Annotated in this window: 19 protein-coding genes and 1 pseudogene; 9 read left to right on the forward strand and 11 right to left on the reverse strand. The window is 70.3% G+C overall.

Annotation, left to right across the window (positions count from 1 at the left end):
* Positions 1-54: 54 nt before the first annotated feature.
* The 4 genes from ACRX5W_RS22665 to ACRX5W_RS22680 all read right to left on the reverse strand — a co-directional run bounded on the left by ACRX5W_RS22665 (position 55) and on the right by ACRX5W_RS22680 (position 5,532).
* A complete protein-coding gene (locus ACRX5W_RS22665) occupies positions 55-735 on the reverse strand; it encodes a response regulator transcription factor (protein ID WP_436790092.1) in 681 nt (226 codons plus the stop codon).
* Entirely contained in the window at positions 732-1,976 is a 1,245-nt protein-coding gene (locus tag ACRX5W_RS22670) for a sensor histidine kinase (protein WP_436790093.1), read from the reverse strand. Before ACRX5W_RS22670 ends, ACRX5W_RS22665 begins: the two co-directional genes overlap by 4 nt.
* A 115-nt stretch (positions 1,977-2,091) precedes the next feature.
* Complete coding sequence (locus tag ACRX5W_RS22675) at positions 2,092-4,326, reverse strand: MMPL family transporter (RefSeq protein ID WP_436790094.1); 2,235 nt, start codon at positions 4,324-4,326, stop codon at positions 2,092-2,094.
* A 330-nt stretch (positions 4,327-4,656) separates the two neighbouring features.
* Positions 4,657-5,532 carry an SDR family oxidoreductase gene (locus ACRX5W_RS22680; protein WP_436790095.1) on the reverse strand — a complete coding sequence of 292 codons (876 nt, stop codon included), beginning with the start codon at positions 5,530-5,532 and terminating at the stop codon, positions 4,657-4,659.
* A 371-nt stretch (positions 5,533-5,903) separates the two neighbouring features.
* On the opposite strand from ACRX5W_RS22680, the gene ACRX5W_RS22685 reads away from it, so the two are divergent.
* Positions 5,904-6,989, forward strand: a complete 1,086-nt coding sequence (locus tag ACRX5W_RS22685) for a DUF3048 domain-containing protein (protein WP_436790096.1) — start codon at positions 5,904-5,906, stop codon at positions 6,987-6,989.
* 220 nt (positions 6,990-7,209) lie between these two features.
* Positions 7,210-8,379: a TerD family protein gene (locus tag ACRX5W_RS22690; RefSeq protein ID WP_436790097.1), complete on the forward strand. Its 1,170-nt coding sequence runs from the start codon at positions 7,210-7,212 to the stop codon at positions 8,377-8,379.
* A gap of 124 nt (positions 8,380-8,503) precedes the next feature.
* Here ACRX5W_RS22690 and ACRX5W_RS22695 read toward each other — a convergent pair whose 3' ends face one another.
* Complete coding sequence (locus tag ACRX5W_RS22695) at positions 8,504-9,658, reverse strand: FAD-dependent oxidoreductase (RefSeq protein ID WP_436790098.1); 1,155 nt, start codon at positions 9,656-9,658, stop codon at positions 8,504-8,506.
* A gap of 54 nt (positions 9,659-9,712) precedes the next feature.
* Between ACRX5W_RS22695 and ACRX5W_RS22700 the strand changes: the two genes are divergently transcribed.
* From ACRX5W_RS22700 to ACRX5W_RS22710, 3 genes and pseudogenes are all read left to right on the forward strand, one after another.
* Positions 9,713-10,405: a TetR/AcrR family transcriptional regulator gene (locus tag ACRX5W_RS22700; RefSeq protein ID WP_436790099.1), complete on the forward strand. Its 693-nt coding sequence runs from the start codon at positions 9,713-9,715 to the stop codon at positions 10,403-10,405.
* Between the two features lie 181 nt (positions 10,406-10,586).
* Entirely contained in the window at positions 10,587-11,474 is an 888-nt protein-coding gene (locus tag ACRX5W_RS22705) for an alpha/beta fold hydrolase (RefSeq protein ID WP_436790100.1), read from the forward strand.
* A gap of 36 nt (positions 11,475-11,510) precedes the next feature.
* Positions 11,511-11,789: pseudogene (locus tag ACRX5W_RS22710) on the forward strand (dihydrofolate reductase family protein); the annotation flags it as partial.
* A gap of 91 nt (positions 11,790-11,880) precedes the next feature.
* Here ACRX5W_RS22710 and ACRX5W_RS22715 read toward each other — a convergent pair.
* Positions 11,881-12,309: a winged helix-turn-helix transcriptional regulator gene (locus ACRX5W_RS22715; protein WP_436790101.1), complete on the reverse strand. Its 429-nt coding sequence runs from the start codon at positions 12,307-12,309 to the stop codon at positions 11,881-11,883.
* 159 nt (positions 12,310-12,468) lie between these two features.
* Between ACRX5W_RS22715 and ACRX5W_RS22720 the strand changes: the two genes are divergently transcribed.
* Together ACRX5W_RS22720 and ACRX5W_RS22725 are read left to right on the forward strand one after the other, a co-directional pair.
* Entirely contained in the window at positions 12,469-13,332 is an 864-nt protein-coding gene (locus tag ACRX5W_RS22720) for an SDR family oxidoreductase (protein WP_436790102.1), read from the forward strand.
* A gap of 197 nt (positions 13,333-13,529) precedes the next feature.
* A complete protein-coding gene (locus ACRX5W_RS22725) occupies positions 13,530-14,054 on the forward strand; it encodes a hypothetical protein (RefSeq protein WP_436790103.1) in 525 nt (174 codons plus the stop codon).
* A gap of 49 nt (positions 14,055-14,103) precedes the next feature.
* On the opposite strand, the gene ACRX5W_RS22730 is transcribed toward ACRX5W_RS22725, so the two are convergent.
* From ACRX5W_RS22730 to ACRX5W_RS22750, 5 genes are all read right to left on the reverse strand, one after another.
* A complete protein-coding gene (locus ACRX5W_RS22730) occupies positions 14,104-14,607 on the reverse strand; it encodes a hypothetical protein (protein ID WP_436790104.1) in 504 nt (167 codons plus the stop codon).
* 195 nt (positions 14,608-14,802) lie between these two features.
* On the reverse strand, positions 14,803-15,171 hold the full coding sequence (locus ACRX5W_RS22735; RefSeq protein ID WP_436790105.1) for a DUF6256 family protein: 369 nt from the start codon (positions 15,169-15,171) through the stop codon (positions 14,803-14,805).
* A gap of 28 nt (positions 15,172-15,199) precedes the next feature.
* Positions 15,200-15,436, reverse strand: a complete 237-nt coding sequence (locus ACRX5W_RS22740; RefSeq protein ID WP_436790106.1) for a DUF6186 family protein — start codon at positions 15,434-15,436, stop codon at positions 15,200-15,202.
* 164 nt (positions 15,437-15,600) lie between these two features.
* Positions 15,601-15,792, reverse strand: coding sequence for a hypothetical protein (locus tag ACRX5W_RS22745; protein WP_436790107.1), 192 nt, complete (start codon positions 15,790-15,792; stop codon positions 15,601-15,603).
* Positions 15,793-15,848: 56 nt separating this feature from the next.
* Positions 15,849-16,838 (reverse strand): TerC family protein, encoded by a 990-nt coding sequence (locus ACRX5W_RS22750; protein WP_436790108.1) that lies wholly within the window; start codon positions 16,836-16,838, stop codon positions 15,849-15,851.
* Positions 16,839-17,538: 700 nt separating this feature from the next.
* On the opposite strand from ACRX5W_RS22750, the gene ACRX5W_RS22755 reads away from it, so the two are divergent.
* Positions 17,539-17,781, forward strand: coding sequence for a hypothetical protein (locus ACRX5W_RS22755; protein ID WP_436790109.1), 243 nt, complete (start codon positions 17,539-17,541; stop codon positions 17,779-17,781).
* Between the two features lie 146 nt (positions 17,782-17,927).
* Positions 17,928-18,575 carry a hypothetical protein gene (locus tag ACRX5W_RS22760; RefSeq protein ID WP_436790110.1) on the forward strand — a complete coding sequence of 216 codons (648 nt, stop codon included), beginning with the start codon at positions 17,928-17,930 and terminating at the stop codon, positions 18,573-18,575.
* The last annotated feature ends 303 nt before the right edge of the window (positions 18,576-18,878 follow it).

Consider the following 18,878-nt stretch of genomic DNA (forward strand, 5'->3'; position numbering starts at 1 on the left):
CTCGGGGACAACCCTGATTTCGCCCGGCCGGGCGTGGGTCCGCGACGGCCTCGGTCACAGGCGGGGTGGTTCGGGGCGTACGAGGCCGTTCTGGTAGGCGATGACGACGAGTTGGGCGCGGTCGCGGGCGCCGAGTTTGGTCATGGCGCGTTGGATGTGGGTGCGGACGGTCAGGACGCTCAGGACGAGTTCGTCGGCGATCTCGTCGTTGGACTTGCCGTGGGCCGCCAGGACGGTGACCTCCTGCTCGCGGGGTGTGAGGTCGGCAAGGCGTTCGACGGCGGTGAGGGGCGGTCCGGACGCGGGGGTGGTGAGGAACCGGGTGATCAGGGCCTGCGTGGCGCCCGGGGACAGGAGTGCCTCGCCTGCGGCGACCGTGCGAATTCCGTCCAGAAGCGCGTCCGTGGTGACGTATTTGCCGAGGAAGCCGCTGGCCCCCACGCGCAGTGCCTGGGCGACGTATTCCTCGGTCTCGAACATGGTGAGGATGAGGACGCGGGTGTCGGCGAGGCCGGGGTCCTCGCAGATGGCGGCGGTGGCGGCGAGGCCGTCGGCGCCGGGCATGCGGATGTCCATGAGGACGACGTGGGGCCGGTGCGCGCGGGCGAGTTCGACGGCCTGGTGGCCGTCGGCGGCCTCGCCGACGACCTCCATGTCGTCGCAGGAGTCGATCAGGAGCCGGAAGGTGCCGCGCAGCAGGGCCTGGTCGTCGGCGAGCAGGACGCGGATGGTCAACGGGTGTCCTCGTGTCGTTGTCGGGCCGGGGCGTCCGCCGGGGTGCGGGGCTGGAAGGGGAGGTCGGCGGCCACTTCGAAGCCGCCCTCGGGCCGGGGGGCGGCTTGCAGGTCGCCGCCGATGGAGTGGGCGCGTTCACGCATGCCCATCAGCCCGTATCCGCCTCCGGGGACACCTCCGGGGGCGGGCGGGGCGGCCGCGCCGTCGGCCGGGCCGTCGTTGGTGACGGTGACGAACAGGCGCGAGCCGTCGTAGCGGAGCCGGACCCGGGCGGCGTGGTCGGGCGCGTGTTTGGTGGCGTTGGTCAGGGCTTCCTGGATGATCCGGTACGCGGTCAGGTCGACTCCCGGGGACAGGGGCCGCGCCTCTCCTTCGGTGGCGACGGTGACGGCCAGGCCTGCCGATTCGCAGGCCGCGACCAGCTCGGGCAGGCGGTCCAGGCCCGGGGTGGGTTCGAGCGGGTCGGCGTCCTGATCGGCGGTCTCGCGCAGCACGCCCACCGTCGCGCGCAGTTCCAGGAGCGCGGAGGTGGTGGTGCCGACGAGGTCGGCGAGGATCTGGCGGGTCTGCTCGGGTCGGGTGGCGGCGAGGTGGGCGGCGGTGCCGGCCTGGGCGTGCGCGACGGCCATGTGGTGGGCGACGGCGTCGTGGAGTTCCCGGGCGATGCGCATGCGTTCCTGGGCGACGCGGAGCCGGGCTTCCTCCTCCCGGGTGCGTTCGGCGTACGCGGCGCGCGCTTGCACGGATTCGACGTAGGCGCGCCGGAAGCGGCTCCTGCCGCCCAGGGACACCGGCAGCAGCAGCCACAGCACCGTGCCGAGGGTCCGCAGGATGAAGTCGTCGCCGAGCGGCTCTCCCGCCAGCGAGGTGGCGACCAGGATCGCCAGGGTCGCCGAGCCGTAAATGTTGGTGGTCCGCGAGTCGGTGAGCGCGGCAAGCCAGTACAACGCGGCCATGACCGGTGCCAGCAGCAGTGGACTGGGCAGGTAGCCGAGGCCGGTCAGCACGGCGGCCGCGCCGGCGGTGAACGCGAGGGCGGAGCGCGGATGGCTGCGGGAGGCCAGGATGGCCGCGTTGGGCGCGACGGCGAACGTCAGGACGGGCCACAGGGCTTGCGGCGGCGAGGACTCGGATGTGCTGATCTGGGTCCCGAAGAGCGCGCAGACGCACAGCGCCACTGCCGTCACCGCGTCCGCGGCCCGGGCGTGGCGGTCCGCGTACCGTTCGAGGTTGCCGGTCATCGTGCTCTCCACAGGGGGCGTGCCGGGGTCCATGGTCCCCGATGGGGACGTGGGCGGGTGCGCGGACCGCCCGAGACGCCTTGCTCGGGCGGTCCGGTTCCGCGGGCGGTGCCGGTCACACGTGTGCCTTGACCGGCCCGTCCTGATCGGGGTCGGGGTTGCCGGGCCGCGTGTGGCCGAGTGCCTCGCCTTCCACGTCGACGCGGGGCAGGACGCGGCCCAGCCACGCCGGCAGCCACCATGCCCGGTCGCCGAGCAGCGCCAGGACGGCGGGCACGATCGCCATGCGGACCACGAAGGCGTCGAACAGCACCGCGGCGGCCAGGCCGAACCCGAGCATCTTGATCAGCGAGCCCTGTTCGCCGATGAACCCGGAGAAAACCGCGGCCATGATGAGCGCGGCGGCCGTCACGACCCGGGCGCTGTGCCGGAACCCGGACACGACCGCCTGATCCGCCGCCTCCCCGCGGGTGTACGCCTCCCGCATCCGGGAGACCAGGAAGACCTCGTAGTCCATGGCCAGTCCGAAGACGATGCCCATCATGAAGATCGGCATGAGGCTCATGACCGGCCCGGTCTGCTCCACCCCGAACAGCTCGGCGGCATGTCCTTCCTGGAAGACCAGCACCAGGACACCCAGCGCCGCCAGCACCGAGAGGACGAAGCCCAGGGCCGCCTTGACCGGCACCAGTACGGAGCGGAAGACCACCAGCAGCAGCACCACCGCCAAGCCGCCCACCACGGCCAGATACGGCACCAGCGCGGACTGCACCTTGGACGCGACGTCGATGTTCAGCGCGGTCGTGCCGGTGACCTCGAACGTCGCGGAAGCCTGCTCCTCCACGGCCGGACGGTCGCGGCGGATCGCCTCCACGAGCTCCTTGGTCTTCTCGTCGGTGGGCCCGGTCGACGGGGTGGCCCGGAACACCGCCGTGTCGCCGACGTCGTTGAAGTCGGCCTGCGAGACCGACACGATGCCGTCCGTGACGCCGACGTGGTCGCTGATGGTGCGTACCGCGGCCTGCGGGTCGGCCGCTTCCCCCGCGTCCACGACGATGGTCAGCGGTCCGTTGAAGCCGGGGCCGAAGCCCTCGGCGAGCGCGTCGTAGGCCCGCCGCTCGGTGGTGGCGGTGGACTTGGCTTCGTCGCCCGGCATGCCCAGTTGCAGCGACGCCGTCGGCAGGGCCAACGCGCCCAGGCCCACGACGCCGAGGACCAGCACGGCCACCGGACGACGCAGCACGAAACGAGCCCAGCGCGTGCCGAGGTTGTCCCGCCCGCTTGCTGCGGGGTCGCGGAGCCCGGCGGTGCGGTCGCGGGCCCCGCCCCTGCGCGCGCGGCGCGCCAGCACCGCCTCGGGCCAAAAGCCCAGCAGCGCGGGGACGACGGTCAGCGCGACCACTACGGCGATCGCGACAGCCCCTGCGGCGGCCAGGCCCATCTTCGTCAGCGTCGGAATCCCGACCACCGACAGGCCCGCCAGCGCGATCACGACTGTGCCCCCGGCGAACACGACCGCCGACCCGGCGGTGCCCACCGCCGCACCGGCCGCGTCCTGCGGTGCCCGGCCGCGCCCGCGCTCCTCCCGGTAGCGGGACACCACGAACAGGGCGTAGTCGATGCCGACCGCCAGGCCCAGCATCATCCCGAGCGTGAGCGTGTCGGAGGAGAGGCCCAGCGGGCCCGCCAGCAGCATGATCCCGAACAGGCTCACGGCCACACCCACGACCGCGGTCAGCAGCGGCAGGCCCGCGGCCGCGAGCGACCCGAAGGTGACCAGCAGCACGACGGCCGCCGCCGCGATGCCGACGATCTCCGCGACCCCGCCGGGCCCACCGTCACCGTCCATCGCCGACCCGCCGGTCTCCACCGTCAGCCCCGCCGCCCGCGCCCGGTCCACCGCCTGGTCCACCGCGGCCCGGTCGACGTCGGTGACCTCGGAGGATTCCACCTTGTAGGTGACGGTCGCGTACGCCGTCGACCCGTCCTCGCTGACGGCCCCCGACTCGAACGGGTCCGCGACACCGGCCACGTGCGGGCCGGTGCTCAGCGAGCCCACCGCGTCCTCGACGGCGTTCCGCAGGTCGCCCGCGGTCACCTTCCGCCCGTCCGGGGCGACGAAGACGACCCGGGCGGTGGCGCCGTCCGCGGCCGCTCCGGGGAAGCGCTCCTCCATGAGATCGAACGCCTTCTGCGATTCGATCCCCGGCATCGAGAACTCCTCGTCCGAGGCCCCCGGGGCCCGCGCGGCGCCCACGGCGACCGCGGCCAGCACCCCCAGCCACACCACGACGACCCAGCCGCGGCGCCGAAAAGCGCCGCGACCGAGCCGATACAGAAAACTCGCCACGTCAGGGTCTCCATATCCACAGGCGATGACCGCTCAAGGCTCGCCCGGGAGACCCCGGCCCGTCGTCATACGGCTACGGACACCGCGACCTACAGGAACCACATGACCGACTACTGAAATCGCAGTAGGCGCCCGCCGGTTGCGCAGGTCGCCACGCGGCGGACGAGAGGTGGCCTCCCCCGCGTCGTGAATCCCCGGCCGCGCGCCGGTGCTGCCCGTGCGCGAGGCTGCCTGGCCTCCGTATGCGTCTCGCGACCTGCCCGCCGTATCGCGCCTCGCGCGGGACGCGGTTGCGCGCAGTCGGGCGGGAAGGCACAGGGAGGCCGTGGTTCAGCCCGGCATCGTTTCGCCGCCGAGAGGCGCGAGCACTTCGCCGGAGTAGTAACTCGACAGGCGTCCAGCGGCGAAGAAGACGTACGACGGCGCGATTTCGTCGGGGTGCGCCGCCCGGCCCATCGGCGCCTGCTTGCCGAAGTCCTCGACCCGCTCGGGCGGGAACGTGGCGGGGATCAGCGGCGTCCACACGGGTCCGGGTGCCACGCAGTTGACGCGGATGCCGCGGTCCATCAGCGACTGCGCGAGCGCGTACGTGAAGGCGAGGATCGCGCCCTTGGTCGCCGAGTAGTCGATCAGCGTCTTGTTGCCGCGCAGGCCGTTGACCGACGAGGTGTTGATGACGGCCGAGCCGTCGCCGAGGTGCTCCAGGGCGGCGTGTGTGGTCCAGAAGAAACTGTGGATGTTGACGCGGAACGTGTACTCCCATTGTTCGGAGGACAGTTCGGACAGGTCGTCGACCGGGTTCTGGTACCCGCAGTTGTTGACGAGGATGTCGATGCCTCCCAGGTCGGCGGCGGTCCGGGCCACGACGGAGCGGCATTCGGCCTCCCGGGACAGGTCCGCACGGTACGCCTCGCAGCGGCGCCCTTCGCCGCGGACCAGCGCGGTGGTGTGGTCGGCGTCGTCGGTCTCGCCCTGCTCGCCGAGATACGCGATGGCGACATCCGCGCCCTCTTTGGCGAACGCCACGGCCACCGCCCGGCCGATGCCGGAATCGCCTCCGGTGATCAGCGCCCGCCGCCCTTCGAGCAGGCCGCTGCCCCGGTAGCCACGCATCTCGTCGCGCGGCTCGGGTTCCATGGCACCGGTTTCCCCGGGCGGAGTCTGGTCCTGCCGGGGCGCGGGGCGTTCCTGCGAGGGACTGGTCACAGCGGCGCTTCCTTCGTTCGGTCGGGCAGGCCGTGGTTGGTACGGCCCATCGCTGACCGCTCGCCCTACCCCGTCCGGTACGGCCCATGTATCGCCGCGTCGCCCCGCCCGGTCCGTGGCTGCTCCCCCGCAGGGGCCGGCGCCGGCGCACGGGGCACCGTCGCAGCGCGCATGGGCGTGCCCGCACACGAATTTCACGCCACCCTCGCGAAAGGTGAACAATGAGTTCATCAGAACGCGTTGTGACGTGACGATGCGTGGCGATCGGTGACCCACGGGTGCCGGCAAACGGCCACGTATATTCGGGTGGTGGATGCGTCAAAGCGTGAACACGGCAAAACGGCGTTCATGGATGACGCAGAGCAGCTGAGATGACACACAGCGAAAACCCATCAGAAATACGGGAGACCGGCGGTTTCCGGCGGTGGCTCGTCGACTTTCGCCGCTGGTTCCGCGGCCTCGACAAACGATTCAAGGTTGCCGCCGCCGCAGGGTTGGCGTTGCTTGTGGCCGGCGTCGCCATACTCGGTGTCTCCCTGAGCAGTGGGGGAAGTGGCGCCCGGGAGGCCGACGCCCCCGCCAACCCGGCGGCCGGGCCCTCGGAAGGCCCGCAGGCCTCGCCCAATCCGCTCACGGGCGACACCAGACCCGCAGGCAAGGTCCTGGCCGTCAAGATCGACAATGTGGGTGCGGCCACGCAGGCGCGGCACGCCGGCCTGAACTCGGCGGACATCGTCTACGCCATACAGGTCGAGGGCGGACTCTCGCGCCTCATGGCGGTCTACGACAGCAACAACGCCCCGGCGTCGACGGGGCCTGTCCGCAGCGCGCGGGAGACCGACCTGCCGATCCTGGCCGGCTACGGCAAGGTGGCCTTCGCGTACTCCGGTGCGGCCGGCCGCTTCCTGCCCGACCTTGCGAAAGCGAACGTCTTCAATGTGACACCGTCCACGTACGACGGATTCTCGAACGGCGGTTCAAGCCCGACGTTCATCAGCCCCGCCGATGTCTTCGCCGCATTCCCCGGCGCCGTTGTCGCGCCCGACATCGGGCTGCGCTTCGCGGATGCGGCGAACATGCCGCCCGGCGCTACGCCTTCGGATTCGTTCGTCCTCAGAATGCCTGCGGCTTCGTTCGGCTTCTCATGGGACGGGTCGAACTACCTGGTGTCGACAGACGGGCGCGCGGCCGTAACCGATGGCACACAACGTGTTACCGCCACAAATGTCATTGTGCAGCATGTCGACATCGTGCCCGGCCGGTTCGCCGACAAAAACGACGAAAATGCGGTCTTCAGCCAGACGACCGGCAGCGGCGAGGCCGACATATACCGGAACGGTGTTGTCTACCACTGCACATGGAGCAAACCGACGGACACATCCCCGACGAGTTACTCGCTCGACGGCTCCCCGATGACGCTTCAGCCCGGCAGAACATGGGTCGTGCTGGTTCCGTGACGACCGCCGTCCTTCAGCCTTGGATCCCACCACCCTCACAGGCAGACGAACACGACCCGAGCGTGCCGAAAGGCTGAGGGAACTCCCAGGTGCATCAAGGGTGTTGGTGTATCCACACTGTGAGTGTCGGCCCGATTCCCCGAAAGTCTCGCTGCGTTCCACCCCCATATGGCCGTGGCGGACGTCGGGCCCGCGCCGACGCGAACAGGGGGAGGGGCCCGTGTCGTTGAGGCTCGCCAAAGGTGGGAATTGTTCGTTGGACGCGCTCTTGGTGGTCGTGGAGGTCACCGGTGAGGCGCCCATGGACGTGTGCGCTCTGCTGGTCGACGCGACAGGCGCCGTCCGTTCCGATGCCGACGTCGTCTCCCGGCACCGGCCGAAGAGCCCAGGCGTGCGCCTTGAGCCGGGCCCGGCAGGCGCGTCGGCGGCGGTACGCATCGACACGTCCGCCGTCCCCGCCGCCGTCGACCGGATCGTGGTGGCGGTCAATCTCGACCGCCCCGGCACGCAGACGACAGGCCATGTAGGCACACCGACGGCCGTTGTGCGCGACGCGGCGTCCGGTCGCGAACTCTCCGGCTTCAAGCCCACGGGCCTGGCCGCCGAGACTGCGGTGCTGCTCCTTGAGATCTACCGCCGCGGACCGGCTTGGAAGGTGCGCGCGGTGGGCCAGGGATACGCGAACGGACTCGCCGGAATCGCCGCCGACTTCGGCGTCCCGATCGACGACACACCGCAGCCGACCCCCCGTTTGCCTCCGCGGCCCACATCACCGCCGCCCACGTCACCGCCGCCGTCGTCGTCTGCACCGGTGAGCCTCGACAAGGGCCTTGTCATACTCAGTGCGAACCAGTCGGTAATGCTCGGCAACAGGAGCGGCATACCGTTCACGCGCTTCCGCATGGGGCTCGGTTGGGACCCTGCCCGGTTCCGATCCGCAATCGACCTCGACGCATCCTGCGTGGCGTTCGACGCGTGGGGCGGGACGGTCGACATCGTGTTCTTCGCGCACCTGCATGCGTTCCACGGCGCGATCGCGCACTCCGGCGACAACCTCACCGGCGCGGGAGCGGGGGACGACGAGGTGATCAGCGTGCACCTGGACCGCATGCCTGCGGATGTCCATGCGCTCGTGTTCACCGTCACTTCGTACCGCGGCCAGAAATTGACCAGGATCTCCCGGGCGTTCTGCCGGCTCGTCGACGACCCGACCAACACCGAACTGGTGCGCTTCGAGCTCTCGGGGACGCAGCCACGCACTGCTGTACTGATGTGCAAACTCGTCCGCCAAGGACCGGTGTGGATCATGACCGCGCTGGGTGAGTTCGCCGACGGCCGCACGGTGCTCGACCTGATCGCCCCGGCCCGCAGCGCACTCATGCGCCGCTGACGCGGGAGCACGGCCCCCGGAAGGCCGTGCACATGATTCGCCGCGTCAGCAGCCGATCAGCCGCAGCACGGGGTCATGTACGCCGCGCGGCGGTGAGCATGCCGCGCACGAGCGCGCTCGGCGGTCAGGACGGCTGAACCTCGTCGAAGAGGGCGAGGGCTTGGGTGGGGTCCGAGCTCACGAGTCGTTCAAGGCCGGCCGTCGTCATCGCGGCCCACCTTGAGGCCCGTGCCCACATCTTTTCCTCGAAGGCCCGGACGGCCTCGTCCAGGTCTTCGGGGCCCGCGGCGATGGTCTCGGCGAGTTCGGCGCCCTCCAGCATCGCGAGGTTCGCACCCGCCCCCAAGGGCGGCATCAGGTGGGCGGCGTCGCCCAGCAGCGTCACGCCGGGGACGTGGGCCCAGGTGTGCGACACGGGCAGGGCATGGAGGGGGCGGTGGACGAAGGCGGTGCCGTGGCGGAGGAGGTCGAGGACGGGGGCGGCCCAGCCGTCGAACAGGTCCAGCAGGCTTGATCGCACGGCCTCGGCGTCGGCCAGGTCCAGGGCTGCGCGCCCGCTCAGGCCCATGTGCCGGTCCAGGTCCGTGTGCCAGTCCAGCGGTGCGCGGAACTGGGCGTACACCTTGACGTGGCCGCCGCTGTTGCGCTGGGCGACGAGCGCGCGGTTCATGCCGTACACAGCCACGGAACCGTCGCCGATCAGCCGGGCGAGGTGGGGGTGGCGGTTGTCGACGTCGTCGAGGGAGGTCTCGACCATGGTGACGCCGGTGTAGTGCGGTGTCGCGGACGAGGCTGCCGGGCGGACCCGGGACCAGGCGCCGTCCGCGCCGACCACGAGGTCGAATGTCTCGCGTCGCCCGTCCGCGAAGTGGACGAGTACCCCGTCGGCTGTCCCCGGCACCACCTCCGTCACACTTCTCCCCCACTGAACTTCGAGGGGGCCGAGCAACAGGTCACGGAGTTGCCCCCGGTCGATTTCGGGATTGGCCCGGTCACCCGGGCGAGGTTGCCAGTCGCGGAGCACGGTCCCGTCCGTGTCCAGGATGCGCATGGCCTGCCCCTCGGGACGCGACAGCGCCTCGAACTCCGCCGACAGCCCCGCCTTGTCCAGCGCGAGCTGACCCAGCCCTTGGTGCAGGTCCAACGTGCCGCCCGGGGGACGGGCGTCGGGGGAGGAATCGCGTTCGAGGACGGCGACGGGGCAGTCGTGGCGGTGCATGACGCGGGCGAAGGCCAGGCCGGCGGGACCGCCACCGACCACGGCGATACGGTGTCTCATATCGATACACTGTATCGCCCCTGTACGGCGTATCGCAATCAGTACGATGGAGCCATGACTGTCTGGGACCGGCCTGAGCCACCGACTCGCCCCGTGCCCCTCGACCGGGAGCGGATCGTCGCCGCCGCCATCGCGCTCGCCGACGAGGGCGGGCTGGAGGCGGTGTCGTTGCGCAAGGTCGCCGCCCGGCTGGAGGTCGGCCCGATGCGGCTGTACGGATACATCTCCACCAAGGAGGAGCTGTTCGACCTCATGGTGGACGAGGTCCACGCCGAGATCCTCCCCGAGGAGCGGCCCGGTGAGTGGCGGGAGGCGCTGGGCCTGCTCGCCCACCGCACCAGGCTGGCCGCTCTCCGCCACGAATGGCTGGCCGACCTGCTCGGCGGCCGTCCGAGTCTGGGCCCGAACGCGCTCGCCGTGGGCGAGGCGACGCTGGCCGCCCTCGACGGCCTCGCCGACATCGACACCGTCATGCGCGCCGTGGAAACCGTCAACGCCTACTCCACCGGCGCGATCAGGCGCGAGATCGCGAACGTGCGTGCCGAGCGCGCCACTGGCCTGTCCAAGCGCGACTGGCAGCGCGCGTCCGGCCCGTACCTGACGCGGATGCTCGCCACCGGCCGCTACCCGGCGCTGGCCAAGGCGGTGTACGACGGCACGGAGGTCACCGCCGAGGAGTCCTTCGCGACCGGCCTCAACTGGGTCCTCGACACCGTGGCCGCCAACCTCGACCGATCGTCGGCGTGACACGGCCGGCGGGCGCGTTCTGCCATCGGCGGCACGGTCACCGCCGTCGCATCCGGCAAGCGGCTCGACGCGCCGGTCTCGCAGGCCGGAACACACCTGCGCGGGTGTTTCATCGCGCGGCCATGGGTCAGATCGCCCCAGCAGAGGAACCCGCGGGCGACCGAAGACCGAGGAGGCCCATATGATCCCGACGTCCCGGCACCGAGTTCGCCTGTCCCATGGCAGGGAAATGGCCTTCGCCACGGCGGGCGACGCGTCCCGGCCCGCCGTACTGCTGCTGCACGGGTTCCCCAATTCCGCGCGGATGTTCGACGCGATCATGCCCGAGTTGTCGCAGGTCGCCTACGTGGTGGCGCCCGATCTGCCGGGATTCGGCGACTCCGACGTCCTTCCCGCGCCCTCGTTCACCGCCTTCGGCCACGCGGTCTCGGAACTGCTGGACCGACTCGCGATCGGCGCGCGCTACATCTACCTTCACGACTTCGGTGCTCCCGTGGGTTTCCACATCGCCATGCAGGCGCCGGAGCAGGTGCTGGGCCTGATCATTCAGAACGCCAATGCTCATCGCACCGGATTCGGGCCCCAATGGGCCGCGACAATGGCGTATTGGTCGGACCCGAGCCCCGAGAACGAGGCAGCGGCGACCGCCCACCTGACCCTGGAGGGGACGCGTGCCCAGTACATCGCCGATGTCCCACCGGACGTGGCGGCGCGAATTCCGGCCGAGCGCTGGGAGGATGACTGGCGCGTGATGCGCCTGCCGGGCCGGATGCACACCCAGCGGGCGCTCGTCAGGGACTACGCTCACCACGTCGCCCGGTTCGACGCAATCGCCGGTTATCTGGCGCGTTGGCAACCGTCATCTCTGATGCTCTGGGGGCGGCACGACGCGTTTTTCGATCTCGCCGAGACCCTGTCGTGGATGCGGGACCTGCCGAGGATGGAAGCCCACATTCTCGATGCCGGGCACTTGATGCTGGAGACCCACTCAGCCCGGGCAGGGTCGCTGATTGTCGACTTCATCGGGCGTACTCGGCAGAAGGACGCGACGGACGAGACGCGTCCATGAGGCAGGACGAGCGGCCTGGGGCACGAAAAGAGCGACACAACCGGCTTGCCCGACGCGGTCACCGCCGCGCGCGACCGCGCCGAGGCGGCCTCGTCGCACAGCGGCAAGGACCTCGACGTGTTCATCATGGGCGGCGGTGCCACCGTCGGCTCGGCGCTGGACGCGGGGCTCGTCGACACGCTGACGCTGCACCTCGCGCCCGTCGTGCTGGGCGCCGGGACGCCACTGTTCACCGACGCGAAGCCGCGCACGCTGGTCCAGCGGGAGGTGACCTCGACAACGACCGCGACACACCTGACGTACGACGTCCTCTGACCGGTCGCGGGCCTTCGGGCCAGAGCGGCCGAACGCACCCCGCCGCCGCCCACTTCGCTACCGACCGGCACCGCCCGCGGCGCACCACGCGTCAGTCCTGTGACGCCGCCTTCGCCGCGTCGTACGCCTCTTGGGCGGCCAGCACCTCGGCCATGTTGCCTTCGATGAACTCGATGAGTGCGCTGAGGCGTTCGACGACGCCGCGGCCGAACGAAGTGAGCCGATACTCGACGTTCGGCGGGATCGTCCGGCGCACCTCGCGCACCACCAGGCCGTCGCGTTCCAGGGCGTGCAGGGCCTGGGCGAGCATCTTCTCGCTGATCCCGTCGACGCGCCGACGCAGCGCGTTGAAGCGCATATCGCCGTCGGCGAGGGCCACAAGAACGAGCCCGCCCCAGCGGCCGGTGACGTGCTCCATCGTCGGGCGCGACGGACACCCGCGGGCGAATACGTCGAACACGACCTCTTCCAGGCCGTCGCCACCCACCGTCGCTGCGGGCGGCTGCGGTGTCGTCTCCATGCCAACCACGGTACCCCCTGCACCGTGCCGATGAGCCGAAAGCACTTCCCATCAGATTGCACTTTCCAAAAGTTAGTGCGATCGTTTCGTTGCGAGGGACGCTCCCACGGAACGTCCGAGCACCCGCCCACCCCGCACCCCGTACCGAGGAGAACCCCCGTGATCGTCATCACCGGCGCCACCGGACGCCTGGGCCGCCTTGCCGTCGAGCACCTGATCGCCCGCAGCGTGCCGCCCTCCGGCATCGCCGTTGCGGTGCGCGACCCCGCCCGCGCCGCGGACCTCGCCGCTCGCGGGGTGGACGTCCGCGAGGGGGACTACGACCGCCCCGAGACCCTGCGCACCGCTTTCGCCGGCGCAGACAAGCTCCTGCTGGTCTCCGCGAACGCCCCCGACAACGCGCTGCGCATCGCCCAGCACACCAACGCGATCGCCGCCGCCGAGGCCGCGGAAGTCCGTCATGTCGTCTACACCTCGATCGTCGAGGCGGACACCAACCCCCTGAGCCTCGCCGTCGTGCACAAGGCGACCGAGCAGGCGATCCGCGCGACCGGCATCACGTCCACGTTCCTGCGCAACGGCTGGTATTTCGAGAACTACACGGCCGGCCTGCCCGCCGCGGTCGAGCGCGGAGGCATCGTGGGCACCGCCGCGGACGGCCGCATCGCCGCCGCCTCCATCGCCGACTTCGCCGAAGCCGCCGCGGTCGTCCTGTCCACGGACGGCCACGAGGGCAGGGCGTACGAACTCACCGGCGACGCCGCCTGGACCCTCGCCGACCTCGCCGCCGAGGCATCCCGGCAGAGCGGCACCCCCGTCGCCTACACCGACGTCGACGCCGACAGGCTGACGGGCATCCTGACCGAGGCGGGCCTCCCGGCCGGCCTCGTCGACCTCCTCGTCGACGCCGAGATCCACACGCGCGGCGGTGCGCTCGGCACTGTCACCAGCGACCTCCGCGCCCTCCTCGGCCGGCCGACGACCACAGTGGCGGAGGCGGTCGCCGAGGCGCTGAAGAACTGACGAGAGAGGCGAACCGCCATCGGGGCGTCGGTACTTCGTCGTGGTGCCACGGTGCCCACCAAGGCACCACGACGGGCCGGGCCGGCACTGTGGGGCCGCCCCGGGAGCAGACCAGCCGAGGCCTGTGCCGCTTGTACGATGCGCCCATCGTCCTCGCGCGTCGCTTCCGATCCGGGGACCGGCGAGGGCGGGAGTGCGTGGCGCAATCGGGATCCATCAGCCGCCGAAGATGGCTGGTGTTGGGCGGGGCGGCCGTCGCCGTCGGTGGTGTCGGCTGGTTCGCCGCGGACCTCGGTGAGGCAGAGCCCGGACGCAACCGCGTCCGGACCGATGTCGCGCCACTGTTGCGCCTGTTCTCGGCGGTCGGGCCGTTGTCCGACCCGCACTGGCTCGACTACAACCCGAACGACTCGGGGCGCGAACTGCTCCCGGACCAGGACCCGCAACTCCGCGTCGTCGGAGTGGCACACCTGCCTGAGGGGTCCGTGGCTGCGGTCGTAGGTGTCCCGGCATTCGGCTTCGACCACGCCGAGCCGACGGGACGCCCGAAGTCACTTGAGCGGTTCCTGCCTTCGGAAGCGCGTTGGATGCACAGCGCGGCCTTCGACGTCCACGTCACGAACTCCCGCTACCAGGGCGCCTTTTACGTCGACCGCACAACGGACTCCTTGTACTTCGACGCGATGAACCCCGTGCCCTTGGACGGCGTGCAGACGCCGTGACCTGCCCACAGAACAGCCGGCACCTGTCTGCGAGGGTGTCCGGCCGGAGTCACTGTTCCGTTCGGGGCGAGTCGGGCAACGGCAAGGCGGTGGGGCTCAGGTCGGGAGCCGCCGGTGGCGCCGGGGACGTCGTTGCGGGCTCGTCGGTGTCGGCGCGCGGCCCGGGCGGCGGGACGGCCACGGTGTGTCCGGCGGTGACATGGAAGACCTCCGGTCGGGCGGGCCCTGTACCGCCTGTCGGTGGCGGCGTGGCCGCGGGCGAAGTTGCCGTGATGCGGCGGGTGTTCTTCTCGTGCAACTCCGGTGGTACAACCGCGAGGGTGTCGGGTCTGGGTGGTGTGTCCGGGCTGTTGGCGCGCCGCGCGCGGGAGCGGCGCACGGCCAGGTAAACCCAGATCGCGACGATCAGCAGCACCACAAGCACGATGATGACGACGATCGTCGGTACGTCGCCGCCGCCCCCTCCTCCTCCCCCGCCTCGGCGACCGCCGCCGCCCCGCCCGCCGCCGCCCTTCGCCGGCAGCAGCGCCGCCGCCGTCAACAGGTGTGTCACCCAGCCCCCTTGCCTCGTCGCCGGAACGCACCGGACTCCTGGTGGTTTCCGCTCATGCCCCCGGGAAGCGCAGTGCGCGCGGAGCGTATCGCGGGGGGTGGCCGAGGAGCACGGTGCCCGGCTTGCCGGGGCCGTTCGAGACGCGGCGGGCGTTCGGCGCTCGTGTGCGCCGGGGGCCAACGGCCGCTGTGCGTGTCACTTTGCGCGGCGCTCGCCCGGTCCCGGGCCCCGGTGTCTGCGTACGACGGCCCACGACGTCGCGATGAACACCGGCAGCGTGACCGCGATGAGCAGCGCGGGCCCACTGAGCGAACTGATCAGAAACGCCACGGGGTCGTTCGTGGTGAGGGCGTACGGCGCGAGCACGGCGAGGAGCAGCAGGTAGCCGCCGACGGCGGTGCCGAAGACCTTACGGAGGAACGCGGCCCGGCCGTGCGGGACCGTGCGTCCGGCCTTGTCCCGTGGCTCGGCCGTGTGTGGGTCCGCACGGGCTCGCAGCCGTGGCGTCAGCATCAGCCATGCCATGAGGACGAAGTAGCCCGCCGCCGCGAGTGCGATGTTCACGGGCGCGCAGTGTCGAGGTGGTCGCCGGTCATCGCATGTCCCGCAGCAGGAAGTGCCAGCCGCGGATGAAGGTGTGCCAGCCCAGCCACAGCCAGAGCGCGAAGAGCGCCCATCGTCCCGCCGGGTAGCGCATGGTCGCGTCGACCGCGTCGCTGAACGTGGGGACCGCGTCGTCCGCGCGGATCAGGCCGACGCATTCCCAGGCGAACACCGCGCCGAGGAGAAGTGCCCAGACGAGGTATCCGATCCAACGGTGCTCCGCCACCGCAACCTCCGCACACGTGCTCCGGTCGTTTCGGGGAGGTGCCGGAGCGGTTGTGACCATCGTGCGGTATCACGGCCGGAGATCTCGGAAGCTTCGCCTCGGAGGCGTTTGGTCGCATGTTCCCGTGTCCCGGCGTCACTTCCGGGTGGCGCGGAATTTCGGTTTCACCGGCGGCCGGCGTGGCGGCGCGGATCGGTGTGTACCCACTCGGGAACGCGGTCGGGGCATTCGGGGTTGTGGCACGGGCCCGGCACCCAGACAGGGAAGGCGACCCCCATCGTCTTGTGGCGCTCGGCGATCGTCGCGACGCGGTGTCCGCATGTGGGGCAGACGTACTTGGCGTCCGCCGTTCTCATTCTTCGCTCCTGGTCGTTCATTGCCTCATTTTATGACGATTTTACGAAATCGGCATTCATGAATTTTCCGTTCGGTCGGGCTCTTCGTCGACCTCCGGTTTCTCCGTGTCACGCGCCGGAGCACGGACGATGCTGAGCGTGATCGACACGATGAGGACGACCACGATCACGGCGAGACTCAGCGCCGACGGAATCTCCGGAACGCCGGTGTCGATCGTCTCGTGCGCGGCCTGGAGAAGCAGCTTCACGGCGATGAAGCCGAGGATGATCCCGAGCCCTTTGTTCAGGTACTGGAACCGGTCGAGCAGGTCGGCGAGCAGGAAATACAGCGCCCGCAGTCCCAGGATCGCGAACGCGTTGCTGGTGTAGACGACGAAGGTGTCGCTGCTGACCGCGAGCACGGCGGGCACGCTGTCGACGGCGAAGACCAGGTCGGCGGCCTCGATCGCGGCGACGACCGCGAGCAGGGGGGTGGCGACGATCTTGCCCGCGTGTCGGACGAAGAAGTCGTGGCCGGAGTATTCGTCCTGTACCGGAATCACTTTGCGCAGCAGTTTGACCGCGATGCTTTTGCCCGGATCGAAAGCGCTTTCCTCACCGCGAAAGACCTTGTACGCGCTGTAGACGAGAATCGCCGCGAAGACGAACAGCACCGCGGCGAAGCGGCTGACCACCGCGACACCGAGTGCCAGAAAGACGCCTCGGAAGACCAGGGCGCCCAGGACGCCCAGAAACAGCACCCGATGCTGGTGTTCGCGCGGCACGCGGAAGTAACCGAAGATCAGCGCGAAGACGAAGAGGTTGTCGACGGACAGGCTCTTCTCCAGGAGCCACGCGGTGGTGTATTCCGTCCCGGCGTCGACGCCGACGACGATGTAAACGGCCGCCCCGAAGGCGAGCGCCAGGCCGATCCACAGGCAGCTCCACGCGGCCGCCTCGCGGAAGCCGATGACATGGGCCGTCCGGTGGGCGAGCAAATCGACTGTCAGCGAGCCCAAGACCGCCGCGACGAAAACCCCCCACAGCCAGAACGGCACTTCGTGCACGAGGTTCGACCTCACAAGCCGTCGACGAAGGCGGACGAACCGTCCTTTGTCCGAGTGTGCTCCCCGTCCGCACCGGTGTCTCCCGGAAGACCGGCACCACCCGACGCCCCAACCGCCTCTGCGGCCCGTCCGACCGGGCGGAGCTCGCAGCGCGGGTTGTCAGCGAGGGCGCGGGGGCGGCGAGCAGGAGTGCGGCGAGGTCTCCCCGCGGCCTTTCCGGGCGGTGAACATGCCGCAACGCGCGACTTCGGACGGCGACCTTATGGGCTCCCGGACGGAAGTACCCGGGAAACGTCGCCGTCGCGTCCCGCCGCGTTGTGAACAACGAACAGTCCGGTGCCGTCGTCCCCGACTATCCGCGCGGCGCCTATCCGCTTGGTGCAGCCGGACCGGCACGGAACGGCAAGTGCCCGGTAATGCTGCTAAAAGACTGCCGTCCGTGACACGGCCTGCACTCACACGGCCTGAACGGACCCGATCGGTTCGGTTTCAGGGGTTGTCGGCTTTTGAGAGGGCGCTGGGTCGTGGCCTCAGATTCGGGAAATGCCCGATTTCGCCTCGCGCGGGGATCAGCAGACCATTTCCGCGGGTCTTCGGTAGAGTCGCTCGTTTATCGCACCAAACGCTGCGGTCGGCCAAGGGTCTGCGGTGGTTCGAACGGCGGAACCTCGACCTCGCCGGGGTCTACGACCTGTCGGGCATGGAGCGGTGGCTCGCCCGGTGGCTCGCGTGGGCCGGGGTGTCGACGTTCCGGGACCTGCGAGGCAGGGCGATACTTCCGGGGGTTTTTGCCACATTGCCCGGCGACTACGCGGACATGCGGCGGCGCTCGGAAAACCTGGGGCGCCACCGAACCGTCGACGTGCCCGCGTTCCACGGCTTCCAGGCCATCGCGGCCGAGGAGCGCCCGGGCCGCAGGCCGCGGCTGGGGTTGCGCAGTTGAGGTGGTCAACGCAGTCGACGCGGTTGAAGCAGTCGAATGGGCCGCGTAGTGTGCGCGGACGGGTTGGGGTTGCGCTTACGAGAACACCGGAGTAACGGTACGATCCGCCCCCAACTCCCTTCGGACGAACGACAAGAGGCGATCGCATGCCCGAACTCCAGCCCGGGACCACGGAACTGAAAGCCCAATACACCGCTCAAGTCACCGCAGACCTGGAGCACAATGCCAGGGAACAGCAGCGCATACATGATGAACTGGCCGCGCTGGAGGGCCAGTTGGAGGCGCTGCAACGAAACCACGCAGTTCTGCTGACCGTACGTCAGGCCCTCGCCGCCCAGGCCGGGGACGGCGCCGCAGCCCCGGCACGCAAACGAGGCGCCGCCAAGACCAAGGCCGCGGGCAAGGATGCACCGTCGGCGCCAGGGGCGGGGAAGAAGTCGGGATCGGCCGAGGCGAAGGCGGGACACGCCAAAACCACCAAGCCCGCCGCTCCGCAACCCACGCTCGGCGAACTCATCCGCGACATTCTCGCGCAGCAGACGGAACCCAAGTCCATCGCGGAAATCGCCGCCGCACTGGCCCAGGCCCACCCCGACCGCGGTGTCAAGGCCACTGTCGTGCGCAACACGGTCGAGAACCTCGTCGCCCGGGCCCAGGTCGAGCGCCACAAGCAGGGCGGGTCGGTCTTCTACACCACGGTCTCGGCGTCGAAGGACGAACAAGAGCCGGCCGCCGAGAAGACCGAGCCGGTGTCCGAAACTCCGGACGCGGCACCGAGCGTCCTTGTGGGCTGACGCCCGACCGAGGACATGTCGGGCGGACACCTCCGGCGGGTCGGAGCGGCGCGGGGGACCATGGGTGCCAACCAGGCCACGGCGCCCGCCCTTGGCATTCCGTGCCGTGGGGTGGGCGGTGGCCAAGGCCTCCGTGATGGCGAAGTCGGCCTGAACCACCTGGAATTCGTCCCTGCTGCCGCCCGCTCCCGCGCGGCGCCGCATCCGTGACGGACGGTGTCGCGTACACGTCGGGGGGACATTGTCACCACGTAGGTGTGACAAGGCCGTCGGATCGGGGAACGCCCCAGGCGGGCGTTCGCC

This window comes from Yinghuangia sp. YIM S10712, from assembly GCF_051388935.1.
In the GTDB taxonomy this organism is placed as follows: Bacteria; Actinomycetota; Actinomycetes; order Streptomycetales; family Streptomycetaceae; genus Yinghuangia.

Bases quoted from the DNA above. Each gene is read 5' to 3' on its own strand.
- ACRX5W_RS22670 (WP_436790093.1), bottom strand. From the start codon at position 1,976: ATGACCGGCAACCTCGAACGGTACGCGGACCGCCACGCCCGGGCCGCG.
- ACRX5W_RS22760 (WP_436790110.1), top strand. From the start codon at position 17,928: ATGCCCGAACTCCAGCCCGGGACCACGGAACTGAAAGCCCAATACACC.
- ACRX5W_RS22755 (WP_436790109.1), top strand. From the start codon at position 17,539: ATGGAGCGGTGGCTCGCCCGGTGGCTCGCGTGGGCCGGGGTGTCGACG.
- ACRX5W_RS22715 (WP_436790101.1), bottom strand. From the start codon at position 12,309: ATGGAGACGACACCGCAGCCGCCCGCAGCGACGGTGGGTGGCGACGGC.
- ACRX5W_RS22705 (WP_436790100.1), top strand. From the start codon at position 10,587: ATGATCCCGACGTCCCGGCACCGAGTTCGCCTGTCCCATGGCAGGGAA.
- ACRX5W_RS22700 (WP_436790099.1), top strand. From the start codon at position 9,713: ATGACTGTCTGGGACCGGCCTGAGCCACCGACTCGCCCCGTGCCCCTC.
- ACRX5W_RS22745 (WP_436790107.1), bottom strand. From the start codon at position 15,792: ATGAGAACGGCGGACGCCAAGTACGTCTGCCCCACATGCGGACACCGC.
- ACRX5W_RS22695 (WP_436790098.1), bottom strand. From the start codon at position 9,658: ATGAGACACCGTATCGCCGTGGTCGGTGGCGGTCCCGCCGGCCTGGCC.
- ACRX5W_RS22685 (WP_436790096.1), top strand. From the start codon at position 5,904: ATGACACACAGCGAAAACCCATCAGAAATACGGGAGACCGGCGGTTTC.